Source organism: Devosia chinhatensis, from assembly GCF_000969445.1.
Taxonomy (GTDB): Bacteria; Pseudomonadota; Alphaproteobacteria; order Rhizobiales; family Devosiaceae; genus Devosia; species Devosia chinhatensis.
In genome coordinates this window covers 1,777,612-1,795,814 of record NZ_JZEY01000054.1, presented here as the reverse complement: position 1 = coordinate 1,795,814, position 18,203 = coordinate 1,777,612, and the positions used below count along the sequence as shown (strand labels likewise).

Below are 18,203 nucleotides of genomic sequence, written 5' to 3'. Positions count from 1 at the left end.
GTGACCATGGCATCGACGCCGCTCGGCGAGGATAATTACCCGGAACCGGTGATGGATGCAGGGCGGGGGGCTGCCGGCATCTGGCGTGTCGTGTTGCTCGGGCTGGGTCTTGTTCTGATCGCGACGGCCTTTTCGCTGTTCGGCGATCGCATCCCGCCCGAAGCCGTTATGGCTTTTGTCGGCATCCTCGCGGTGGCGGGCGTCTTCTTTCTCTTCGGCCTCGTGGCAGGCCTGTTCCGCTTTTCATCGACCGACAGCCGGCGCACGCTCAGCAATGCGGTGGTGGATAGCCTTCCCTTCGGCACGGTGATTGCCGACCGCGAGGGCAAGATCACCTATGTCAATCAGCACTATGGCAACTTTCCGGGTGCGGTGAACAATGGCGTCCCGGTGGGCGTTCCGCGCCTGTTTGCCGGCCATGCCGATGCGGGGGAGGCCATCTACCGGTTGTCACGCGCGGCCAAGGATGGCCGCAATGCAATGGAAGACATCCGCGTGCCCGGTGGTCTTGGCGGATCGCAGGCCGAAGCGGGGCGAGTCTTCTGGTACCGGGTGGCCGTGCGGCCGCTGCCCGAGACAGATGAAACGCGCAAGGCTCTGGTCAGCTGGACGATCGAGGACATCACGCGCGATCGCGAAAACAACGAGACCGCATTTCGCGATCTGCAGCGCGCCATCGACTATCTCGATCATTCGCCTTCGGGTTTCTTCTCGGCCGATGCCCATGGCCGCATCCAATATCTCAATTCGACCCTTGCCGACTGGCTGGGTTACGATCTGGCCGAGTTCAATTCAGGGCAGCTGGACCTAAAGGACATCGTGCGCGGCGATGGCGCTTCCCTGCTCATGCGGGGCAGGGGCGATGGCGAAATCCGTACCGAGATCATCGACATCGACCTCGTCCGTCGCAATGGCACGGCCCTGCCGGTTCGCCTTTTGCATCGGGCAGCGCGCCTGGCGGACGGAGAATTGGGCGAAACGCGCACTCTGGTGCTGGACATGTCCAATGCGCCTGACAGCGAAGAGGAATTGCGCGCCGCTGAAGTCCGGTTTTCCCGCTTTTTCAACGACACGCCCTTCGCCATCGCGACGCTCGACGGCCAGGGGCGCATCATGCGCACCAATGCTCCGTTCGGACGGATTTTCCGCTGGTCGGGCGAAGAGAAGAGCCTCGAAATGCGGGCCCTGCAAGAATTGGTGGGCGAGGCCAGCCGCGACAAGCTGGGGCGCGCCCTCGCCGATGCCATTGCCCAGCGCACGGAAGTCGAACCGGTCGATGCCCTGCTGAGTGTCGAAGGCGACCACGCTGTGCGCCTTTATATTTCGACCTCCGAGACAAGCGCAGGCTCCCCCGAGCAGGTCAATGTCTATGCCCTGGACATGACCGATCAGCGCAAGCTGGAAGCGCAGTTCGCGCAGAGCCAGAAGATGCAGGCGGTTGGCCAGCTTGCTGGCGGCGTAGCGCACGACTTCAACAACCTGCTGACTGCCATCATCGGTTTCTCCGACCTGCTGCTGCTCAAGCACAAGCCGGGTGATCCCTCCTTCAACGAGCTCATGCAGATCAAGCAGAACGCCAATCGCGCAGCCGGGTTGACCCGACAATTGCTGGCGTTCTCCCGTCGCCAGACCCTGCGGCCGCAGGTGCTGGAATTGCCGCTGATCGTCGACGACCTCACGGTGCTGCTCAAGCGGATGATCGGGGACAAGAACGTGCTCTCGGTCGAGCATGGCCGCAATATCTGGCCTGTTCGCGCCGACGTGGTTCAGCTCGAACAGGTCATCATCAACCTTGTGGTCAATGCGCGCGACGCCATGCCCAATGGCGGCTCGATCACCATCCGCACCTCCAATGTCACCGAGGCCGACACTGCGGGCATGAAGTTCGAGGGCATGATCGCCGCCGATTATGTGCTGATCGATGTCGAGGACACCGGCACCGGAATGAGCACGGAAGTGCTCGAGAAGATTTTCGAGCCCTTCTTCACCACCAAGGAACTGGGCAAGGGAACGGGCCTGGGGCTTTCCACGGTCTATGGCATCGTCAAGCAGACCGAGGGCTATATCTATCCGGTTTCAACGGTGGGCGTCGGCACGACCTTCAAGATTTTCCTGCCGCGCTATGTGCCCACTGCCGAGGAAACGGCGGCTAAGGCAGCGGTCGCTGCGGCTCCGGCAAAGGATCTGACCGGACAGGAACGCATTCTCCTGGTCGAGGACGAGGAAAGTGTTCGCGCCTTCTCGGCGCGCGCCCTCAAGGCGACCGGCTACGAGGTTTTCGAGGCCGATGGCGGCGAAGAGGCGCTCGAAGTGCTCGAGGACCTCGATTACGAGGTCGACCTCATCATTTCCGACGTGGTCATGCCCGAAATGGATGGTCCGACCATGCTCAAGGTCATCCGGGAAAAGATGCCCAATCTCAAGATCATCTTCGTTTCGGGCTATGCCGAGGAAAGCGTGCGCCGCGACATCGAGGACGATCAGAGCGTGGACTTCCTGCCCAAGCCCTATTCGCTCGACCAGATCAATTCCAAGGTCAAGGAAGTGCTGCGCCGTCTGGACAAGGAGGGATAGGGCCATGACGGCCCATCCCCGCTTTGAGGGCTCAAACGAGCGCAATGTGCTGGGCGAAACGCTTCAGCCCTGCTCCAACGATCCGCTGACCGGCTTCTTCCGCACCGGCTATTGCGCCGCGGGTCCTGAGAGTGCGGCGGTGCATCTGGTCTGCATCGCCGCAAGCGATGACTTTCTTGCCTATTCGGCCAGCGTCGGTAACGACCTCTCGACGCCACGTCCTGAATTCGGTTTCCCGGGGCTCGTAGCAGGCAATCGCTGGTGTCTCGTGGCCGCGCGCTGGCTACAGGCCCACGAGGCGGGCAAGGCACCGCGCGTTTATCTGCGTGCCACCAACGAGAAGGTTCTGGGCTTGCTGCCGCTTGAAATCCTCAAGGCTTACGCGCTCGATCTCAATTAGTCAGGCGGTGCCCCCTGGGATCGGTGTGCCGGGCGTCAGCAGGCCTTTGTCGGCCAGTGCAGTCCAGAGGCCATCTGGAATCGGGGTTTTCCACCAGTCCAGAATAGCATCGAGTTCCGCCGGCGATCTTGGGCCGGGCAGGACGGTGCAGACAGCAGGATGAGCGAGTGGAAATTGCAGGGCGGCGGCGGGCAGGGGCACGCCGAAGTCGCGGCAGATCGCATCGATGGCCCGCACCTTGGTCACGATATGTGCAGGGGCCTTGGCATAGTCGAAGGTGTCGCTGCCGACCAGGATGCCGGAATTGAACGGACCGCCGATCACCACCGAGGCCTGCCGCTTGAGGCAGGTCGCCAGGAACGGCTCGAGCGATGTCTGCTCGAGTAACGTATAGCGCCCCGCCAGCAGGAACACGTCCCAGTCGCCCAGGGCGAAGGCGTCCATGAGTATTTCCCACTCGTTCACCCCAAGACCGATGGCGCGCACCACGCCACCATCGCGAAGTTCACGCAGGGCTTTGTACCCGCCGCTTTCGAGCTGCGCCCACAGGCGCCTGTTGTCATCGGTGCCATGGGTCATGGTGCCAATATCGTGGACGTAGACGATATCGACGCGATCCAGCCCCAGCCGTTGCAGGCTGTCCTCGAACGACCGCATCACCGCGTCATAGGAATAGTCGTAATGTTGGTCGAACGGCAGGGGATGGGCCCAATTGCCCTTGTCCTGACGCGCGGGCGCGACCGGCCGCAGCAATCGACCGACTTTGGTGGAAATAACGGGACGCCGCGCCTGGTCCCGCAACACCTCGCCCATGAGGTGCTCAGAGAGCCCCAGACCATATTGAGGGGCCGTATCGACATAGGTGATGCCCATCTCGAGCGCCCGGGCGATGGTTGCCCGGGCCTGATCGGCGGGAACGGCGCTGAAGATGCCGGCCAGGCTCGCCCCGCCCAGGCCGAGAGTGGTGACCTCGAGGTCGGTCTGCCCGATGCGGCGCCTTTCGAAACCTGGCATGGCTCTCTCCTTGCGCCTATTGTCGGATGGTCAGTAGAGGCCGCCGATGATGACTGGCTTTTCTTCCTCGACCCGCACCGGATTGCGCAGCGGCAGGCCGAACTGGCTTTCCTCGATCTCGAAAATATCGTTCGAGCGCGTCGAGATGCCGTCGGCAAAACTCAGCGTCGCCGTACCGAACATGTGCACATGCACGTCACCCCGCTGACGGAACAGCTCGTATTTGAAGTGGTGATATTCGAGATTGGCGATGGTGTGGCTCATATTGTCCTCTCCCGAAAGGAAGGGCTTTTCCCACACCACTTCGCCGTCGCGGATGATGCGCGATTTGCCCTCGATATGGCGCGGCAGGTCGCCGACGCGCAGTTCCGGGCCGAACGAACAGGCGCGCAGCTTGGAATGGGCGAGGTAGAGATAGTTGACCCGCTCGGTCACGTGGTCGGAAAATTCATTGCCCAACGTGAAGCCGAGGCGGCGTGGCTGGCCGTGCTGGTCGATGACGTAAATGCCGGCAATTTCGGGCTCTTCACCAGCGTCCAGTGCAAAGGACGGGGATGGGATCGGATGGCCCGGATTGGCCACGATATGACCATTGCCCTTGTAGAACCATTCCGGCTGCACGCCCCGTTCGCCGGCAGCAGGCTTGCCACCTTCAAGGCCCATGCGGAACATCTTCATGCTATCGGTCATCTCGCCGGCGGGCTTTTCGCCATTGGCTTTGTGCATGGCGTCGCGCGTCGCGGCCGAACCCAGATGGGTGAGGCCGGTGCCGGTGACATGCATGTGGGCGGGATCGGGATGGTCGATCGGGGCCAGCATACGGCCCTCGGCGAGCAAGGCCGCCTTGTCGACGGGCTCGCCCTGCTGCATCGTCGCGATCACGGCCGGCAGTCCACCGATTGTCGTCGTTGCCGCCATGGCCAGATCATAGATGCTGGAAGCCTCCAGCAGCTGGCGGGTCTGCCCACCTTCGGTGACGCCAACGGCGCGGTTTCCCTGGGAATCGAGATACTGGATCAGATGCATGGCGCAAGCCTCGGCTGGAAACCCCTCACCGGGGCGGTTGCCCGGCATAAAACGCATCGCCGCCGTGCCTGTCCAGCTAAAAATCATACTTATGCGCCGGCCGGCATGAACGGGCGACGCTGCACGTCGGGACGACAGGCATTCCGGAGCCGTGGACGCGACGCGCGGCTTGGCCTGTCCTTGTCAACCGCCGAAGGCCAGGGGGACATCAAAGGTCCAGCTGTTGCGCGCGGCGGCCGCCGGGATGGGCGGAAAGGGCGCGGCGCGCTGGACGAGCGCAGTGCCGGCCGCGTCGACCACGGGATTGCCGGAACTGCGCGCAACGCTGACAGCTTGCAGGTCGCCGCTGGCGCCCACGGTGAAACGGACGATCATCTCGCCCCGGTCACCGCCGCGGCGCATGGCATTGCGCAATTTGCCGATCACCTGGCTCGGATAGCGGGCAATTTCTGCCTGACCGCCTGTGCCTGTATTGGCTTGCTGCGGCGGCGTTCCGCCTGCCGAGGCAATGCTGTCGGCCTGACCGTCGCCGCCATTGCCTTCTCTCTGAGGCGCTATTGGCCTGGGCCTGGCTTCTTCCGGGGCTGGCCTGGGCCGATCTGGCGGGCGTTGCGAAACCGGTGTGGGCATGGCGGGCGGCGTTACCAATGTCTGGGTCTCGATGGGAGCCAGGTTTTCGGCAAGGCTTGCCAGCGCCAAGGACGCGACGTCTATTACCTGCTGTCGCGTCACGCGGGCCGGGGTTAAAGGCTGTATCGCGTCCGGGCTTTCCGCCGTTGTGCTGAGTTGAACCGTCTCGGCCGGATCAGCGGTGACTGCCTCGATAATTTCCGCCCGGACCGGCTCCGCCTCTCGGATCACCGGTTCCAGCACGGCGGGCGGCATCTCGCTGATCGTCTCCGGCCCTCCGGCCGAAAGGCTGCTGATCGTGTTGTCGGCAGACAGCACTTGGGTGGCATTGCTGGCCACGTTCGAGAGCGGGATGATGTTGACCGTTACCGGCGCTGGGGCCGCGGCATCGTCGGCCTGGGGCCAGACGAAACCCAGGCCGAGCAGCGCGACACAGCCAGCATGCGCAAGAGCCGATCCCGGTAAGGCGAGGCGCATCTAGGGCGCCTCTTTGCGGTCGGTGATGAGCCCGATCTGGCCATAGCCTGCGGCCGACAACGCACCCATCACCTCCATGATCGCGCCATAGGCGGCAGTGGCGTCACCGCGCACATAGAGCCTTTCGTCGGTGCCTTCGACGGCCAGGGCGCTTACGCTTGCGACCAGACGATCCATGCCGACCGGCTCTCCGTCGATACTCAGCGTGCCGTCAGCGGCCACGGTCACGGTAATGGGCTTGCGTTCGATCGGCATGGCCTGCGCGTCGGTTTTGGGAAGGGTGATCGGTACGCCCATGGTCATCAATGGCGCTGCCACCATGAAGACGATTAGCAGCACCAGCATGACGTCGACCATCGGGGTGACGTTGATCTCGCTGATCGGTGGCGCGCCGATGCGGCCCCGACCGCGCAGGTTTCGGCCGCCCCCCGGCAGGGATCCCATGCCCATCAGATGGCCCGACCGCTATCGAGTTGACGCGAGAGCAACGCCGATAGCCGGTCTGCAAAGGCGCCTAGCCGAAACGTAAGCTTGCCGGCGTCGGCCGTAAGCTTGTTGTAGGCAATGACCGCAGGGATCGCGGCAAGCAGGCCCAGGGCCGTGGCCAGCAAGGCTTCGGCAATGCCCGGCGCGACGACGGCTAGACTGGTATTTTCCGCCGTCGCAATGGCGGTAAAAGCGTTCATGATGCCCCACACGGTGCCGAAAAGGCCGATGAAGGGACCCGCACTGCCGACAGTTGCGAGGATGCCCAGCCTTTTTTCCAGCGCGGAAGCCTGTTCGGCAACGGCCAGATCGAGCGCGATTTCCAGTCGTCCCTTGAGGCCTTCGGGCGTGGCCGCGTGCGCGGCATGGCTGCGGTCCCATTCTTCGAGCCCCGCGCGGAGAACGGCAGCCAGTCCGGCTTGATGCTCGGCGCCAAATCGCAGGTTCAGTTCCTCAAGCGAGTGTCCTTGCGCAAAGGCTCTGTCGAACTCGCCCATCTGTTTGCGTGCGCGGGCAAAGGTCGCGGTGCGGTTGGCGATGATGGCCCAACACCAGACCGATGCCAGAAGCAGGCCGATCATGATGGATTTCACCACCCAATCGGCCTGCATGAACAGGCCGATCATGGAGAAGTCGTGTGTCGCCGCTTCCATCGGATCAGACCCCCAAGTCGATATTGGTGCGCGAGTGCGTGGCGAGGCCCTGCATGCAGCTGTCCGCAGCCAGGCCCTCGCCATCGCAGGCCGTGATGTCGTTGATCAGCACTCGGCTCAGATTGGTACAATCCAGCCCGGCCAGCTCGAATTGCAGAACCTTGGTCTTGCCGGGGCTCAGAGCCTTGAAATCGAGCGTTACGATGCGCTCGATGGCGCCGTCACTGTCAAAGAGGGCGGTTTCAACCGACGCGCGCTCCAGAGTGTCCTCGAAGCCGTTTACGGCAAGAAAGGTCAATCGGCAGCCCGCATCGGCAGGTTGCACGGCGTTCAGTTCAAGGGAGAGGCCTGCCGGAAGGGCCTCCTGTGCATGGGCAGGCACAAGGCTTGTCGTGGCGGCAATCGCAAGGGCAAAGAGGATGCGCATTCAGGCTACCTGGATGTGAGAAGATGAAGATTGTCCGGCAGATTGCGGGAGCACGAAGGGCTGGCTCGGCCGTGGCGTCACGCCGACGCGCAAGGGAGCGGCGAAGACGGCTTGGATATTGGCGTCGGTCAAAACGTCCGAGGGCGTGCCGCTGGCTGCGAGGCGGCCGCCGGACAGGGCGATGATGGTGTCCGCATACATGGCGGCCAGGTTGAGATCGTGTAGCACCGCCAGAACCCCGCCACCGGCATCGGCAAAGCGGCGGGCGACATCCATGACGATCAACTGATGCTTGACGTCGAGACTCGAGACCGGCTCATCGAGAAGCAGGAATCGTGGAATGCCATCCAGCACCGGCTGCCAGACCTGGCAGAGCACGCGCGCCAATTGCGCGCGCTGCTGTTCACCCCCGGAAAGGTCGCCATAATAGCGTGCGCCGAAGCCGGAAAGATCCACTTTATGCAGTGCTCGCTCCGGCAGGCTGCGCAGGCTTTCGCCGACCGGACCCGGGCGGCCGGCGCCGATGCCCATAGCGACCACTTCGCGGACCGTGAAGGGAAAGGGCAGGGTACTCGATTGCGGCAGCACGGCACGGATCGTCGCCGCTTCCATGCTGCTCATGTCCTGCAGGTCGCGCCCGTCAAAGCGGATGTTGCCAGAATAGGCATGGTCGCGGCAAAGAGCCTTGAGCAGGGTGGACTTGCCCGAGCCATTGGGGCCGATAATGGCCGTGAACCTGGCTTCGCGCGCCACAAAGCTGATATCCGAGAGGATGGTGCGGCCGCTGAGCGCCACGCCCAGGTGGTCGATCTCGATCATGGCATCACCACGCGATGGCGGCGCGGCGCCGCAGCAGGATCCAGAGAAAGAACGGACCGCCAAAGGCCGCGGTCACGATGCCGATCGGTAGTTCCGCTGGGGCAACGATCGTCCGGCTCAGGGCATCGGCCAGCAGCAGGAAGCTGGCTCCAAGAAGTGCCGTCGCAGGGAGCAGGTAGCGGTGGTCGGGACCGATCACCAGGCGCAGCAGATGCGGCACCACGATGCCGACAAAGCCGATGCCGCCGCTGACCGCCACCGATGCGCCGGTGGCAGCGGCCACCGCCAGGATGGCAACGCGCTTGAAACGCTGGACCGGGACACCGAGATGGGCTGCCGTTGCCTCGCCCAAAGTCAGGGCATTGAGTCCCTTAGCCAGAAAAGACGATGTGACCAACGCCAGGACGATGATGGGACCAGCGGCGAAGATCTTGATCCAGGTGGCGCCCGCTAGTGATCCCATGCCCCAGAATGTCAGATCGCGCAGTTGCGCATCGCTGGCGACATAGACCAAGACGCCCGAAATGGCTCCGGCCAATGCTCCCAGAGCAATGCCGGCCAGAAGCATGGTTGCGATTGCGGTCTGTCCGCCGCGCGTCGCGACCCTATAGAGGATGGCGGTGGTAAAAAGCCCGCCAAGGAACGCTGCGGCGGGAAGCGTGAAAATGCCCAGAGCCTGGGTGAGTGGGGCGAACATGGTCGTGCCCAGCACGATGACGCTGACTGCGCCAAGCGCCGAACCGCTCGACACGCCGACGAGGCCCGGATCGGCCAGCGGATTGCGGAAAAGCCCCTGCATCAAAAGGCCAGATACCGCCAGCCCGGCGCCGATCAGCATGCCCAGGAGCATGCGCGGCAGGCGGATATTGATGACCACCGCATGGTCACGCACGAGCTGGGTTGCGTCTGCGTGCCCAAAGCCGAGCCAGTGGCCGAGCAATGACCAGGCGGAGGCTCCCGAGGCGCCTGTGGTCATGGACAGGGCCATGGCCACCAGCAGCACGAAAGCCAGCACGATTATGGATAGCCGGCCCAGGTGCGCGCGGTCTCCGGCGGCCCGCACCGGCGCGGTTATCGCATCTGCCCCTGACAGTTCCGCCAGCATGGACGTCCCCTAATGTTCGCCGTAGATAAGGCCGGAGAGCTCGGCGGCCGCCTTGGCCGTGCGCGGGCCAAAGCCGAGCAGATAGGCGCCGTCGAGACGGTAGATGGCCTTGTTCTGTCCGGCCGGCGTCAGCGCGATGGCCGGATGCTCGAGCAGTTCGGCATCGGAAGCCCCATGGTCGCCGCCACGATCCATCATCACGATGACGTCCGGCGCCGCCTCGGTGATCGCTTCTTCCGAGAGCGCCTTGTATCCGGGATAATCGGTGACGGCATTGACGGCGCCGGCCAGCGCGATGATGCCATCGGCGGCAGTCCCTGTGCCTGACGCCTGGATCTGGCCGCCCTGATTTGAAAGAATGAACAGAACGCTTTTTGGCTCGGTGATGCCGGCATTTTGCTCCTTGAGAGCGGCAAACTCGGTTTCGAGCTCGGCGGCCAGAGCCTCGGCCTTGTCGGAAACGCCCAAGACCTCACCCACGGCGCGCACCTTGGCCAAAACGCCCTCGGCCGAGTAGCTTTCCGGCACGGTCTGGTAGGCGACGCCGGCATGGGACAGTACATCGAGTGCATCGGGCGGCCCGCTTCCCTCGAGCACGAGCAGGGCGGTAGGGCTGACGGACAAGACGCCTTCGGGCGCCAGCTGACGCATATAGCCCACATCGGGAAGCGCGGTGACGGCCTCGGGGTAAGTGGCGGTCTGGTCACGGGCGACTAGGCGGCCGTCCTCTCCCAGCGCATAGATGATTTCGGTCAGCGAGCCGCCGATGGACACAAGGCGCGATGTGTCGGCAAAGGCCGTCAGCTCCTGAGCAGAAGCCACATTGGGGAGTGCAAGGTAGGCGGCGAGCGCCAGGGCGGCGATGGGAAAGCGCATGGTTCTGTTCACGCAGCGTTGGAGGTGGAATGGAGCGGCAGCGTCTCGACGAGGCTGCGCCAGGGCGCACGTTCGTCGGTGCCCTCCTGGCGTTGCCCGAAGAACTGGATGATCAGCTCGCGGTCGGCGTCATAGAGTTCGACCGAGGTGACATGGCCATCGGCCGTTGGCTTGCGCACGGCCCAGGCAGAGACGACCTGGTCGAGCCGCAGGTGAAGGTGGAAGGTCTCATCCATGACGTTGAGCCAAGGGCCCATGGGCGCAACCTTGCTGATCGGCCCGGCATGGATCTGGATGCAGGCATGGTTCCCCACAAAGACCATGATCGGCAATTGCCCGGCAGCCGACTGGTCGAAGAGGCATTTGACGGCGGCGTGGTCGAGCTGCCAGGCATAGTCCTCGCCCACCATTTCCAGTGCATCGAGGCGGGGCAGGTTGAGCTTGCGCAGCATGGGGAAGAATTGGTGCGTGTCGGTCATCGCTGCCCAGTGTTCGCGCAGGCTGGCAAGGCTTGCAGGGTCTCCCAGGGCCTCGGCCACTGTGGGCTGCGACACGGCAATCCTATCGCTCTGTTCAGGATGGCGGAGATTCTCGACCAGAAGGGACCAGGCTTCGAGGTCCGTCGCCGGACGGGCGTGGACCTTGTGCGCGGCCATGCCCTGGGCATCGAAAAACTGCAGCGACCGCCGGACTGTGCCGTCGTCATTGGTCTTTTCCACGGCATAGCCATGGGCCCAGCGCTTGGGAAAAATGCGCAGGTCGATCTGCTCGCCCAGAACCATCGATGCCATCGGCCCGGTAACGATCTTTTCGTAGGGCCCGATCTTCTCGTGCACCGCGCTTTCGTTGCGCGTCAGCGCCATGACTTCGCCGACGGCGGTCAGGCCATTGAGAAGAACCTCCACGTCCGGCCTCAGGCGGACGGCACTGCGTCCCACTTCAGCGGCGACCAGTTCGGCTTCGGAGATGGAATGGATGCGGGCGAAATCGCGCTCGCGCATTTCGGGGTGCTTGGCCCGCAGGTCGCGGATCTCTTGAGGGGTTTTGCGCATGGTGAAGAGGTGACGCCTATTTGGTGAGAATGAGCTTGTCGTTGCGGGTCACCCGCAACCGATACGGCACGCCGGCATGCCAGACGATGACCTCTGTCGCGCCCTTGAACAGGTCTTCCGCAGCGATGGAGCGCGGCTGGAAATTATCGTTCTGGGACTCTGACATGGCGACGTCGGTGACCTTTTGACGTTTGAAAACAGTGGCTTGCTGTGACCACAAACGATGATGTCTGTGGATCAGAAAACTTGACTCCAATAGCCATATTATGTAGCAGGCGCAATAGGTGATTTTAATTGTCACCTTTAGCCAGCCAGCCGACGCCAGCCAGCCAACTCGAAAAACAATTGGAGAATGACATGGGGCTGGTTAGGTCGCGTGGCGTCGCATTGATGTGCGGCGTCGCGCTTGGAATGGGTGTGGTGCAGGGCGCTGCGGCACAGCAGAACATCAATGCGACGAACATCACGCTGCTCGAGCGGCTGGTGATCGGCCTCGGCGTCCCCAAGGTGGCGATCGATACGCCGCAAGCCGTGACGGTGCTGGAACAGGCCGATATCGACCTGCTGCAGGCCACGACCACGGGCGAAATCTTCAAGAGCGTTCCAGGCGTCACCATCGTCGGCAGCGAACGCCAGTTCGGTGAAGCCTTCAATATCCGGGGCATCGGCACGACCGAGAATTCGTCGGACGGGTCCCGCGTGGTCGTCAATGTGGATGGGACGCCCAAATTCAACGAGCAATACCGGATGGGCTCGTTCTTCTCCGATCCCGAGCTCTATAAGCAGGTCGAGGTTTTGCGTGGCCCGGCATCGGCAACGCTATACGGCGCCGGTGCCCTGGGGGGCGTTATCAACTTCACGACCAAGGACGCCTCGGACTTCATCCGCGACGGCTATACCGGCGCGCTCAACGTCAAGACCGGCTTTTCGAGCAACGGTCTGGGCACGGTCACCTCCGCCATCCTCGCGCAGCAGATCAGCGACACATTCGAGGTGCTGGCAGCCGGCAATTGGCGTCGCCAGAACGATCTGACCCAGGCCAAGGGGACGACGCTCGCCGGGTCCGGCTTTGACACCCTTTCCGGCCTCGTCAAGGGCACGGCGCATTTCGGCGACCGCAATGAGCAAAAGCTCACCTTGTCCTATCAGCACTGGACCAGCGACGCCGACAACCAGGCTTACGCCCAGACCAGCACGCAGGCGGCATTTGGTGTCGTCGACCGGGCTGTGCTCGACCAGACGGCGGTGTTGCGTTGGGAAAACCCTGCCACCGATAATCCCTGGGTCGACCTCAATGTGCAGCTGAGCTACTCGAATACGATCAATGACCAGACCAATCACCGCTATGCGCTGGGTGCACCGCGAACGGTCATCGGTCCTGTCAGCCCGGCCTCGCCGCAGAACGTGGCGGCGGACAGCATCCTGCTCGACACCCAGTATGGGTACAAGACCTGGCAACTGCAGGCGGACAACACCGTCGACTGGATCGGCGCGGGCTTTGAAAATTATTTCACCTTCGGTGGCCTTGTGTCCACGCAGGATCGAACGGCAGTTCGCCCCGGCACGGCAGCCGCGCTGCCGGCGCATCCACAAGGCACGGAGAGCAAGCTGGGCCTGTTTGCGCAGAACGAATTCATCTGGGATGAGCGGCTGACCCTGATTGCCGGTGCGCGCACCGACACGCATTGGGTGAACTCCACCACCGGGCTACCAGAGAGTGCCGACACCGCCTTCTCACCGAAATTATCGGCGCTCTACCAGATCAACGACACTTTTGGTGTGTTCGGTTCTGTGGCTCACACGGAACGTCTGCCCACGATCGACGAGCTCTATTCGGTTGCAGCGCCGGCACGAGGGTCGACGGCCAAGACGGCCAGCCTCAACCTCCGCAAGGAAATGGCCAACACCGTCGAGGGTGGCCTGACGATCTCGACCCAGGATCTATTCAGGTCGGGAGATGTGGCAAGCATCAAGACGACGGCCTTTTATAGCGATCTGACGGATCTGATTGTGTCCAACACTGCGCCGGCCCTGCCGGCTGCGCCCGTGCCCTATTACGGCAATGTCGGCAAGGCGCGGATCTATGGCCTCGAAATCGAAGGCGCTTATGACAGTGAATGGTTCTACGCCAACCTGGCCTATTCGGCGACGATCGGCGACAATCTGGTTACCAATATGCCGCTCAACACCGTGCCGCAGAGCAAGGTGGTCGCCACAATTGGCCTCAAGCAGGAAGAGTTCGGCCTCGACTATGGCGCTCGTCTTACCCTGGCCGATCTCGGGCGCTATGTGGCCCCTATCATCCAGCAAGGTCAGGTCGTGGCCGACGGTCCGGCAGTGGGTTTCGGCACGCTCGATCTCTTCGCCAGCTGGAAGCCGCAGAGCGGACCGCTCGCTGGTACTCAGATCCAGGCTGGTATCGACAATGTCCTCAATGCCGATTACCGCGAGAATCTTTCTTCAGACCGCTCGACCGGGCGAACCTTCAAACTCAGCCTCTCCAAGCAGTTCGACTATTAAGCTGGTACGCGGCCCGCTGCGGGCCTCACACTCTTGATCAACATGGTTGGAGCGGCCGCGTGCAGACGTGGCCGCTTGCCTCTCCGACGCGGCGTTCACCACCGTCCTCTTTAGCCGTCTCGCGACCGCTCAGTGGAGCCGCGGATGACCAGTTCACCGATCAGGCCCAATCTTTGGGGCGGCAAATCGTTGACGATCCCGTCAGGCCCGATCCGGGAGGCCAGCAGGCGCAAGGCGGCGATACCCATCTTCTGATACGGCACCCGCACGGTGGTGATGCCGGGGGACATCTGGCTGGCCACGGTATAGTCGCCAAATCCGGTGACGGCGGCCTGCTGCGGTACGGATATGCCCATGCGCATCAGCTCCGACATGACCATCACCGCCACCATGTCATTGCCGCAGACATAGGCGGTGGGCTGATAGCTGCGGGCAAACAGGGCCTCCATCGCCTGGCGGAATTCGACAGCGGCGCTGTCCTCTGAAAAACCGATTTCCTCGACTTCCATGCCCTCGACCGTCTCGGCAAAATCTCGCAGCGCCTCGCAGCGGAGAATGCGGCCGGCCAGGCCCGATTGGCCGTGCACATAGATGAAGCGGCGGTGACCGGCCGAAGCAAGATGGGCGGCGAGCCTGGCGGAGCCTTCACGGTCTGCGCCGGCGACGTGATCCATGGGTTCAAGCGGTGGCAGGGGGCCCCCGATGCGTACACAGGGCAACCCGGAGGTGCGGACGGCATCGAGCATGTCGTCGCCATGCGGGCCGATAAGCATGATGCCGTCCGTTTCGGCCGCCAATTGGGCGATCAGGCCCGGGTCATCGGTCCAGCGCGCCGTGGTGGTCACACCGCGCTTGGCGCCTTCCATCTGCGCTCCGGCCTGAACATGGCTCCAGAGCTCCCGGTACATGGAGCGCAGGTCGTGGTAGAGAATTTCGACGTGGACCGGCGCGGCCGCCCGTGCGCGCGGGATATAGCCGAGGGCCTCGGCCATCTCGACGACTGCGGCGCGGGTGGCATCGCTGACGCCGGAATGTCCGCTCAGCGCGCGTGAGACGGCAAATTTGGAAATGCCCAGCCTGTCGGCAATGGCCTGAACCGTCACGCGCGCCATGCATTTCCCCGTAGAACCAGGGACTGTTTATAGGGCTACTTGCCCGGCGCAGAAAGATGGTCGAGCGCCGCGATCAGGGCCGAATGGTCCTTATCCCCAAGCCCAATGGCAAGCGCAGCGTTCATCAATTGCTGTGTCATCGCCGTATTGGGCAGGGCCAGGTTCAGCGCCTTGGCCGCATCGGCGGCCAGCGACAGGTCCTTGCGATGCAGGCGAATGCGAAAGCCTGGATCGAATGTTTCATCGATCATCCGCTGGCCATGCACTTCCAGAATACGCGACGCCGCAAATCCGCCCATCAGCGCTTCGCGGACCTTTGCCACATCGGCGCCAGCCCGTCTGGCAAAAAGCAGCGCCTCGGCCACGGCCTCTATGGTGAGGCCCACGATAATCTGGTTGGCGACCTTCGCCGTCTGCCCGTCCCCAACGCCGCCGATATGGGTGATCGACTTGCCCATGATTTCCAGCAGGGGCAGCGCCCGCTCGAAATCGGTCTGTTCGCCGCCCACCATGATGGTGAGCGCGGCGTTCTTCGCGCCCATTTCGCCGCCCGACACCGGCGCATCGAGATAGCCAACGCCCTTTTGTTTCAATCGCTCGGCGAACGTCCTCGTGGCCATCGGTGAAATCGAACTCATGTCGATCACCAGTTTGCCGGCCGACAAGCCCTCGGCAACGCCATCGGCACCAAATAGCACGTCTTCGACATCGGGCGTGTCGGGAAGCATCAGGATGACGATGTCGGAGGCTTCGGCAACCGCGCGGGCATTGTCGAGCGCAATGCCGCCCTTATCGACCAGAAACTGGCTGGCGGGCTTTACGCGGTACAGCGCAACCTTATGTCCCGCGGTGATGAGATGCTCCGCCATGGGACGGCCCATGACGCCCAGCCCGATAAATCCGATCATGTGTTTCTCCTGCGCGAGGCTCAATATCCCGCCGCCTTGTCCACGCGATTGACGAAGTCGTCGCGCCCGGCGACATAGCGGCGGAGGTTGTCGAGAAAGATGGCGAAGCCGCGCTCCCGCGTGGCCTCGGTGGTGGCCCCGTTATGGGGTGTGATGAGAGTGTTCGGCAGGTCCCAGAAGGGGCTTTCGGCCGGCAGCGGCTCCTGTCCGTGCGCATCCAGTCCGGCGCCTGCGAGGCGGCCGTCCTGCAGCGCTGAAAGCAGGGCTGCATCGTCGATGATGCCGCCGCGCGAAAAGCAGACGATAAAGGCGGATGGCTTCATTGCCGCCAAGGCCGCCTTATCGATCATACCTTTGGTTTCCGGCGTTAGCGGCGCGGTCACCACAACGAAATCGCATTGCTCCAGCATTGCGTGCAATTGCTCGCGCTGGAAGAACTGATCGAAATTTGGGGCAGGGCGGTCGGAGCGGCGCAAGCCCAGCACCCGCATGTGAAAAGCCTTGGCCTTGAGCGCCAGATCCGTGCCCGAATGGCCGGCTCCGATGATCCCGAGCGTCAGGCCGTTGAGTTCTGCATGGGTGAAGCGATCCCATCTGTGTGCGCGCTGGCTATCGATCCAGCGCAGGGCGTTCCGGTTGAGCATGAGCATCAGCATCATGGCATGCTCGGCCAGGGGCACCGCGCCATTGCCTGCCGAAGAGGTCAGCATGGCTGTGTGTGCGGCAAATTCGGGATAGAGCTGATGGTCCGGGCCCGCTGCCCAGCTGTGCACCCATTTCAGGTGTTCCGCCTGCGCCAGCACGCGCTGCGGGACAGACCCCGCGACGATCTGGGCCTGAGGCAGATGACGCTCGAAGCTGGCGCCGTCGTTCCCGTGCAGGATCGTGGCGCCAGGCGCTGCCGCAGCGATGTCGGCAAGTCGTTCGGCGGCGACATCGGCACTGACGAGGATAGTGGGCTCTGTACGGGGCATGATTTATTCGCCTGGATCGGTCATGAGCTGGCGCAACCGCCCGCGCCAGGATCGGCTCGGGGCCGGGCCGGAAGATTGCCGCTCGACGAGATGGGGTACGAGATTGACGCGCTGCGGCGGCAGGCCTTCCAGCTCCGGGCTGTCATTGGCGCGGCCCAGCAACAGGCGTACCGCGGCCACGCCCATCTGCCTGTGGGGCATGTGAACCGTGGTCAGTTGCGGGGAAATCTGTGTGGCGATGCTGTAATCGGCATGGCCCACCACCGAGACGTCTTCGGGAATGCGCAGGCCCATGCGCATCAGTTCGGACAGCACCGTGACGGCCACGCCGTCGCTGCCGCAGAAAAAGGCGGTGGGCTCGAAGCCGTCCTCGATCATGGCGAAAATCGCCTCGCGCAGATCGTCGGCGGCCTGATCGTCGGAAAAGGCCACCTCGCGCACTTCCATGCCCTCGATGGCGTCGATCGCTTCGGCAAAGCCGCGCATACGTGCAATTCGTCCCGGATAGCCGAGGCGACCATGGGCGTAGACGACCTTGCGATGCCCGAGCCTCGCCAGATAGCGGGCGACATAGACGCCGGCCTCCACGTCGGTGGCGCTGATCTGGTCGAGCGCCAGCAAGGGTGGCACCACATGATTGACCACCACGGCCGGGGTGGGCCCGGCATCGACAGCTTCGAAGATCGCTGCGCTCTGCGGGCCGATCAGCACCAGCCCCGAAGCGTCTGCAGCCAGCCGCTCCACGAGCGAAACATCGGATGTCCACCGAACCGTCATCGCATAGCCGGCACGCTGCGCTTCGCTGTCGACCCCATCCTGTACATCGATCCAGAGCTCGCGGTTGGCGGTGGTGCGATCCTTGAAGATCACCTCAATGGCCTGGATGTTCTGGGGCGCACGACGGCGCTGGTCGTAACCGAGCCTGTCCGCCGCTTCGCGCACCTGCCGGCGTGTCTGCTCGCTGACGCCTGACTTGCCGGTCAGTGCCCGCGACACCGCGAATTTCGAGATGCCCAGGTGATCGGCAATGTTCTGAATTGTAACGCGCGCCATGGTTGGTGCCGATCGGCACACCCCTCCCGCTGCCGGTTATCGTTTGTTTTGTTATTTGTTATGTCCGGAGTTGATCTGTGTCAATCATTAACGCCCG

The 18,203-nt window shown here is 63.2% G+C and carries 18 protein-coding genes; 3 read left to right on the top strand and 15 right to left on the bottom strand.

Going from position 1 to position 18,203, the window contains the following annotated elements; translation table 11 throughout:
* Positions 1–6: 6 nt before the first annotated feature.
* Positions 7–2,574, top strand: coding sequence for a cell cycle histidine kinase CckA (gene cckA, locus VE26_RS08745; protein ID WP_046104591.1), 2,568 nt, complete (start codon positions 7–9; stop codon positions 2,572–2,574).
* A 4-nt stretch (positions 2,575–2,578) separates the two neighbouring features.
* Positions 2,579–2,974, top strand: a complete 396-nt coding sequence (locus VE26_RS08740; protein WP_046104590.1) for a DUF2237 family protein — start codon at positions 2,579–2,581, stop codon at positions 2,972–2,974.
* Here VE26_RS08740 and VE26_RS08735 read toward each other — a convergent pair whose 3' ends face one another.
* From VE26_RS08735 to hemP, 11 genes are all read right to left on the bottom strand, one after another.
* Positions 2,975–3,988 carry an aldo/keto reductase gene (locus VE26_RS08735; RefSeq protein WP_046104589.1) on the bottom strand — a complete coding sequence of 338 codons (1,014 nt, stop codon included), beginning with the start codon at positions 3,986–3,988 and terminating at the stop codon, positions 2,975–2,977.
* Between the two features lie 30 nt (positions 3,989–4,018).
* Entirely contained in the window at positions 4,019–5,014 is a 996-nt protein-coding gene (gene araD1, locus VE26_RS08730) for an AraD1 family protein (protein WP_046105182.1), read from the bottom strand.
* Between the two features lie 183 nt (positions 5,015–5,197).
* A complete protein-coding gene (gene tolA, locus VE26_RS08725) occupies positions 5,198–6,121 on the bottom strand; it encodes a cell envelope integrity protein TolA (protein ID WP_046104588.1) in 924 nt (307 codons plus the stop codon).
* Positions 6,122–6,571 carry an ExbD/TolR family protein gene (locus tag VE26_RS08720; protein ID WP_046104587.1) on the bottom strand — a complete coding sequence of 150 codons (450 nt, stop codon included), beginning with the start codon at positions 6,569–6,571 and terminating at the stop codon, positions 6,122–6,124.
* Positions 6,571–7,260 carry a protein TolQ gene (tolQ, locus tag VE26_RS08715; RefSeq protein ID WP_046104586.1) on the bottom strand — a complete coding sequence of 230 codons (690 nt, stop codon included), beginning with the start codon at positions 7,258–7,260 and terminating at the stop codon, positions 6,571–6,573. Before tolQ ends, VE26_RS08720 begins: the two co-directional genes overlap by 1 nt.
* A gap of 4 nt (positions 7,261–7,264) precedes the next feature.
* On the bottom strand, positions 7,265–7,687 hold the full coding sequence (locus VE26_RS08710) for a hypothetical protein (protein WP_046104585.1): 423 nt from the start codon (positions 7,685–7,687) through the stop codon (positions 7,265–7,267).
* A complete protein-coding gene (locus VE26_RS08705; RefSeq protein ID WP_046104584.1) occupies positions 7,688–8,506 on the bottom strand; it encodes a heme ABC transporter ATP-binding protein in 819 nt (272 codons plus the stop codon).
* A gap of 4 nt (positions 8,507–8,510) precedes the next feature.
* A complete protein-coding gene (locus tag VE26_RS08700; RefSeq protein WP_046104583.1) occupies positions 8,511–9,611 on the bottom strand; it encodes a FecCD family ABC transporter permease in 1,101 nt (366 codons plus the stop codon).
* Positions 9,612–9,620: 9 nt separating this feature from the next.
* Entirely contained in the window at positions 9,621–10,487 is an 867-nt protein-coding gene (locus tag VE26_RS08695; RefSeq protein WP_046104582.1) for a heme/hemin ABC transporter substrate-binding protein, read from the bottom strand.
* A gap of 8 nt (positions 10,488–10,495) precedes the next feature.
* Complete coding sequence (locus VE26_RS08690; RefSeq protein WP_046104581.1) at positions 10,496–11,539, bottom strand: hemin-degrading factor; 1,044 nt, start codon at positions 11,537–11,539, stop codon at positions 10,496–10,498.
* A 16-nt stretch (positions 11,540–11,555) separates the two neighbouring features.
* Positions 11,556–11,705, bottom strand: coding sequence for a hemin uptake protein HemP (hemP, locus tag VE26_RS08685; RefSeq protein ID WP_152658770.1), 150 nt, complete (start codon positions 11,703–11,705; stop codon positions 11,556–11,558).
* Between the two features lie 191 nt (positions 11,706–11,896).
* On the opposite strand from hemP, the gene VE26_RS08680 reads away from it, so the two are divergent.
* On the top strand, positions 11,897–14,059 hold the full coding sequence (locus VE26_RS08680) for a TonB-dependent receptor domain-containing protein (protein ID WP_152658769.1): 2,163 nt from the start codon (positions 11,897–11,899) through the stop codon (positions 14,057–14,059).
* A 110-nt stretch (positions 14,060–14,169) separates the two neighbouring features.
* Here VE26_RS08680 and VE26_RS08675 read toward each other — a convergent pair whose 3' ends face one another.
* From VE26_RS08675 to VE26_RS08660, 4 genes are read right to left on the bottom strand one after another with little or no spacing between them, the layout of a single operon-like run.
* Entirely contained in the window at positions 14,170–15,171 is a 1,002-nt protein-coding gene (locus VE26_RS08675) for a LacI family DNA-binding transcriptional regulator (protein WP_046104578.1), read from the bottom strand.
* 35 nt (positions 15,172–15,206) lie between these two features.
* Positions 15,207–16,079: a 2-hydroxy-3-oxopropionate reductase gene (locus VE26_RS08670; RefSeq protein WP_046104577.1), complete on the bottom strand. Its 873-nt coding sequence runs from the start codon at positions 16,077–16,079 to the stop codon at positions 15,207–15,209.
* 20 nt (positions 16,080–16,099) lie between these two features.
* On the bottom strand, positions 16,100–17,053 hold the full coding sequence (locus VE26_RS08665; RefSeq protein ID WP_046104576.1) for a D-2-hydroxyacid dehydrogenase: 954 nt from the start codon (positions 17,051–17,053) through the stop codon (positions 16,100–16,102).
* Positions 17,054–17,056: 3 nt separating this feature from the next.
* Positions 17,057–18,106, bottom strand: a complete 1,050-nt coding sequence (locus VE26_RS08660) for a LacI family DNA-binding transcriptional regulator (protein WP_046104575.1) — start codon at positions 18,104–18,106, stop codon at positions 17,057–17,059.
* Between the last annotated feature and the right edge of the window lie 97 nt (positions 18,107–18,203).

Bases quoted from the DNA above. Each gene is read 5' to 3' on its own strand.
- araD1 (WP_046105182.1), bottom strand. From the start codon at position 5,014: ATGCATCTGATCCAGTATCTCGATTCCCAGGGAAACCGCGCCGTTGGC.
- VE26_RS08665 (WP_046104576.1), bottom strand. From the start codon at position 17,053: ATGCCCCGTACAGAGCCCACTATCCTCGTCAGTGCCGATGTCGCCGCC.
- VE26_RS08660 (WP_046104575.1), bottom strand. From the start codon at position 18,106: ATGGCGCGCGTTACAATTCAGAACATTGCCGATCACCTGGGCATCTCG.
- VE26_RS08705 (WP_046104584.1), bottom strand. From the start codon at position 8,506: ATGATCGAGATCGACCACCTGGGCGTGGCGCTCAGCGGCCGCACCATC.
- VE26_RS08740 (WP_046104590.1), top strand. From the start codon at position 2,579: ATGACGGCCCATCCCCGCTTTGAGGGCTCAAACGAGCGCAATGTGCTG.
- VE26_RS08695 (WP_046104582.1), bottom strand. From the start codon at position 10,487: ATGCGCTTTCCCATCGCCGCCCTGGCGCTCGCCGCCTACCTTGCACTC.
- VE26_RS08670 (WP_046104577.1), bottom strand. From the start codon at position 16,079: ATGATCGGATTTATCGGGCTGGGCGTCATGGGCCGTCCCATGGCGGAG.
- VE26_RS08675 (WP_046104578.1), bottom strand. From the start codon at position 15,171: ATGGCGCGCGTGACGGTTCAGGCCATTGCCGACAGGCTGGGCATTTCC.
- tolQ (WP_046104586.1), bottom strand. From the start codon at position 7,260: ATGGAAGCGGCGACACACGACTTCTCCATGATCGGCCTGTTCATGCAG.
- hemP (WP_152658770.1), bottom strand. From the start codon at position 11,705: ATGTCAGAGTCCCAGAACGATAATTTCCAGCCGCGCTCCATCGCTGCG.
- VE26_RS08700 (WP_046104583.1), bottom strand. From the start codon at position 9,611: ATGCTGGCGGAACTGTCAGGGGCAGATGCGATAACCGCGCCGGTGCGG.
- VE26_RS08710 (WP_046104585.1), bottom strand. From the start codon at position 7,687: ATGCGCATCCTCTTTGCCCTTGCGATTGCCGCCACGACAAGCCTTGTG.
- tolA (WP_046104588.1), bottom strand. From the start codon at position 6,121: ATGCGCCTCGCCTTACCGGGATCGGCTCTTGCGCATGCTGGCTGTGTC.
- cckA (WP_046104591.1), top strand. From the start codon at position 7: ATGGCATCGACGCCGCTCGGCGAGGATAATTACCCGGAACCGGTGATG.
- VE26_RS08680 (WP_152658769.1), top strand. From the start codon at position 11,897: ATGGGGCTGGTTAGGTCGCGTGGCGTCGCATTGATGTGCGGCGTCGCG.
- VE26_RS08690 (WP_046104581.1), bottom strand. From the start codon at position 11,539: ATGCGCAAAACCCCTCAAGAGATCCGCGACCTGCGGGCCAAGCACCCC.
- VE26_RS08720 (WP_046104587.1), bottom strand. From the start codon at position 6,571: ATGGGCATGGGATCCCTGCCGGGGGGCGGCCGAAACCTGCGCGGTCGG.
- VE26_RS08735 (WP_046104589.1), bottom strand. From the start codon at position 3,988: ATGCCAGGTTTCGAAAGGCGCCGCATCGGGCAGACCGACCTCGAGGTC.